Source organism: Natrinema soli, assembly GCF_028618695.1.
This window is the reverse complement of the sequence record NZ_JAQIVI010000080.1, coordinates 1-4,107: the sequence shown is the minus strand read 5'-3', so window position 1 is coordinate 4,107 and position 4,107 is coordinate 1. Positions and strand designations below refer to the sequence as shown.

At 56.7% G+C, this 4,107-nt stretch carries 5 protein-coding genes; 4 read left to right on the top strand and 1 reads right to left on the bottom strand.

Annotated features, from left to right (window positions below; translation table 11 throughout):
• From PGX04_RS04925 to PGX04_RS04910, 4 genes are all read left to right on the top strand, one after another.
• Positions 1 to 175, top strand: a 175-nt coding sequence (locus PGX04_RS04925; protein WP_273737481.1) for a UDP binding domain-containing protein, incomplete at its 5' end; no start/stop codon positions are given.
• Between the two features lie 311 nt (positions 176 to 486).
• Positions 487 to 1,509: an IS110 family RNA-guided transposase gene (locus PGX04_RS04920; protein WP_273737480.1), complete on the top strand. Its 1,023-nt coding sequence runs from the start codon at positions 487 to 489 to the stop codon at positions 1,507 to 1,509.
• A 368-nt stretch (positions 1,510 to 1,877) separates the two neighbouring features.
• Positions 1,878 to 2,567 (top strand): nucleotidyltransferase domain-containing protein, encoded by a 690-nt coding sequence (locus PGX04_RS04915; RefSeq protein ID WP_337959446.1) that lies wholly within the window; start codon positions 1,878 to 1,880, stop codon positions 2,565 to 2,567.
• Entirely contained in the window at positions 2,557 to 3,075 is a 519-nt protein-coding gene (locus tag PGX04_RS04910) for a DUF8154 family protein (protein WP_226042699.1), read from the top strand. Before PGX04_RS04915 ends, PGX04_RS04910 begins: the two co-directional genes overlap by 11 nt.
• Positions 3,076 to 3,486: 411 nt before the next feature.
• Here the strand turns inward: PGX04_RS04910 and PGX04_RS04905 are convergent.
• Positions 3,487 to 4,107 (bottom strand): mechanosensitive ion channel family protein (locus tag PGX04_RS04905; RefSeq protein WP_273737478.1); only part of this gene is annotated, 621 nt, incomplete at its 5' end.

Sequence of the window (4,107 nt, the reverse complement as noted above, 5' to 3'; positions counted from 1 at the left end):
CGCGAGCGCCGCGGCGGCACTGGACGGCAGCGACGGCGCGGTCGTCGTCACCGACTGGGACGAGTTCGCGGCCCTCGACGAGGCGTTCGACACGATGGCCAACCCGGTGGTCGTCGACGGCCGCCGCATTATCGAGCGGCGAGAGGGGATTACCTACGACGGTCTGACCTGGTGAGCAGGCGCCTCGAGGCCGGCTTCAGCTGCCCTAGTGAAAGAGGGGCACGGCGTCGGAGTGGGGATGGGACGCCCACAAACGAGAACAGGGTGACTCCATGAGAATCCCGCTGAAATACCTGGAGCGTGAAGTATGCTATAAAGTCCCGAAGTCGATCTATGACATGCACCTCCGAGTACGGGAGCGTGACGGACCTCGGATGCGAAGGAACAGGAGAATTGGGATCGCAGCCCGACCGACCGTGGTCGGCCGGGCTGCAAGCCCGTAGCGATGTCGTTCCGCTTCACGCATTCAGGACTCCAGAGGAGGCCATGACCGCAACTACTGATCACTACCTGGGCATTGACGTCCACAAACGGCAAGCACAGGTCGCTGTCCTTGACGACGAAGGAACCGTCGTTGAAGAGATCCGCGTCGCCAACGCGGATCTCGACGAGGTCGCAGAGAAATACGCAGGAAGCCGCGCTGCGATCGAAGCTGGAAGCAACTATTTCACGATTTACGACAGGCTCGACGAAGAGTTAGATGTAACACTCGCCAATCCGGCCAAGGCGGATTGGCTCGAAGATCAGAAACAGAAGAATGACCGAAAGGATGCCAAGAACCTTGCACGGTTCCTCCGGTTGGGTGAAGTACCTGAAAGCTACGTTCCGCCCGAAGAATACCGGCGCTACCGCGCGCTTGCGCGCGGTCGCAAGAAGTTGGTTGACAAACGGTCAGACTTCAAAAACGAGGTCAACTCGTTGCTGGATCAAAACGGCGTGACCTACGATGGATCATTGTGGAGCAATCAAGGGCGTGAGTTCCTCCGTGAACTCACGCTCGATACGGCTTCAGAGCTGTTGTTGGAGCAGTGGCTGGAAGCAATTGATGAGTTTACTGTGAAGATCAAGCGGATGCAACAGCGGATCGAAGAAGTAGCAACGAAGGTAAGAGAGGTGGAGACGTTGATGTCTGCACCAGGCATTGCAGCGTTTTCTGGCTTATTGATCCACGGTGAGATCGGTGAAGTAGAGCGATTTGACCGTGCCGCAGAAGTCGTGAGTTACGCGGGATTAGACCCGGTCATCCGCGAGTCTGGTGACTCGCGGAGAGTGGGGCAGATCAGTAAGGAAGGAAACGGGTATTTGCGGTGGATTCTGGTCCAATGCGCGAATACTGCGGTTCATAACGCGAAGGATCGGTACTTGAGCCAGTTCTACTGGCGGCTGCGGAACAAGCGTAACAAGCCGCACAAGGTAGCGATCGTCGCAACAGCACGCAAGCTGTTAGTGGCGTTGTTCAACATGCTCAGGAACAACGAACCATATGATCCACCGGAGGTGAGTGCCTGAGAGACGCCAGGGCGTCTCTCATCAGCGGGTTTGAGGCAGGACGAGCGACTGGTGTGTCGTTTCAAGAAGTGGCCGCCTGAGGGACAATGGAAGTGGCTGATTCGGTCGCTTGATAGCGATTAGCGACGTCCAAGAACAGGTCACATCGTGTGGCCCGGAACAATTTTTTCGGTTCACGTGGTTTGATCCGATAGCGGGATTCTCAGCGATGTCATAGAAACGTTCCCAGGCCCTCTCTCTGTGACTACCCGACAAACGGTAAGTACAGGGTGTCTATGTATTATCGACCGAACACCGGTTCGAAGAACATGTCTGAAGTAGTGCACGTGGACGGAACACTTAATAGCGATTGAACCGTATTCCGGTTCATGAACCGTGACACCGTTCGGACATCGGATGGGTGTGAGGGAACGTACGTTTGCCTCCCGATTCCGCTCGGTGACCGCGAGGCGTTCCGTCACCGCGCAGCGACTGACATCCTCCACGTACTCGCAGATAATCCAGATACGGCCTTCTCGAACCGTGAACTCCACCGGTTGACGGAAAGAGGAATGTCGAACGTGAATGCCGCTGTTCTCTCCCTCGAAGCCCTCGGTATAATTCACGTTGATCGCGACGGCAGGTCAAATGCCGTACAGATCAACCCGGAAAGATTCGTTCACAGTGATGATCCGGTTACCACAATTCCGCAATCCGAGTTCCATGACCCGGTTCGAACTGTTCAGAATCGGCTTATAGACCGTATCGGTGATCATGCAGCGATTGTGTTGTTCGGGAGTGTCGCTCGTGGTGACGCCGACCGGGCAAGCGATATCGACGTATTCGTCGTTGTCGATGATGGTCGAATGGCGGCGCAACGAGCGGCTCACGATATTGAGGAAGATATCACGTCGGAACAGTTCGATGGAGATCGATTCGAACCGCACATCGTCGTTGAGACGCGCAACTCAGCAGTAACGCACGACCGAATCCGTGACGTGCTCGTGGAAGGGATCACGCTTCACGACACCCCGGTTCTCGACGCGGTGAAACAGGAGGTGTTCGCGGATGGGACTTGAAGACGTCGTTGACGCTGTCGAGCACGTTGAGTCGTTATTAGCCGACGAGGAAACAGGCCCTGTTCAAGACTCGTTGTCGTGGCAGCAAACGGATGCTGACGTACAACTGGGGAAAGCGTGTGCGATGCTAGGAACGTGCCGTCAATTACGCAGCGGGACAAATAACTACGTCAGTATTGTCGAGTTGTCGTTCAACGCAATCGAACGGTCGTTCCAGTTCTACTTGGTGGATCAGACTGCTGCTGAATCGTCTGATTTCCGAAAGCATGAGCAAGTGTTTGAGGACATCGAGAGTCGCGGGGTATTCTCTGATACGGGTGTGCCTGCCCGGATTGATGCGTTCCGATCGGAACATCGTGCCCGGATCTATTACGATATTGATCGACCCGGTCGAGATCTGGCAGTTGGGATGCACGAGCTAGCTGAGGAAGTTCACTCGTACGCTGTCGAGTTCGCCGATGCGCATTCCCGGTGTAACTGCAAGGAGCGCCACGAAACCAAGTCCTAACTATATTGCGTGGCGTCTGAGACAGCTGAGGTCATGAATTTGTCACGAACTCGGTGGTAGTGACTGATAGGCTTTTCCACCGCCCTCTGACGTTCAGTTCGCAAGTGTAGGGAACGGATAGTTCACTCCAGATTGTGTGAAAAGAGCTTCGTGCGGTCATTCTATGATACCCTCACTAGAAGTGAACGAGCACGCTCGCAGCAATCACGCTTCAGTCTTGCCACCACGTCAGAAACGGACGTTCCCAATGACTGCGAAACGAACCGCCCGTATCGGTATGTCCGCCTCTGGAAAAGGAAAAATATTCAATAGGGCACGCAATCGGGATGCTCCACCGAAGCGCACCATCGGAAAGACACGGAGGGGGAGTGCGGAAACAACGCCCTGCCGAGTCGTCCGCGGGGCGCAGTGTCAGTCGTCAGCGGTCGTCTTGATTGTACTGGCGGTCGTGACCTCAATGTCCCCGGAGAGTTCGGTGTTGGGGTACGGCATATCGAGCCCCTCGGCGTCGAAGCGCTCCTTGACGGCCTCGACGAATCGTGCGCGGACCGCCCCGTAGCTGCTTTCCTCGGGGTGTATCCAGATCCGTCCCGAGAGCACCACAGCCGAGTCGCCCAGTTCCGTGACTGGGGCGGTCGGTTCGGGGGCGTCGAGCACGCCCTCGATGCGCGACCCCTCGTCGATGATCGCAGCGCGTGCCTGCTTGATGTCGTCCTCGTAGCCGATGCCGAACCCGACCGATACCCGGCGCTCGTCGTTCGCTTCGTTGTTTATCAGGGCTGCATTCGCGAGGTCGCTGTTCGGCACGGTGACGAGCTGGTTATCGAACGTGTCGAGTTTCGTGACTCGAAGCTGGACTTCTCGGACAACGCCGGAGTTGCCGTTCCATTCGATCCAGTCTCCCGTCGTGAATGGCTTGTCCTGGATGATGAACACGCCGGCGACGAAATTGGCGATCAGGTCTTGAGCAGCGAAGCCCACCGCGAGTGCGAGCGCACCGGCGAGGGTCGCGAACGCTGCCAGGACGACGCC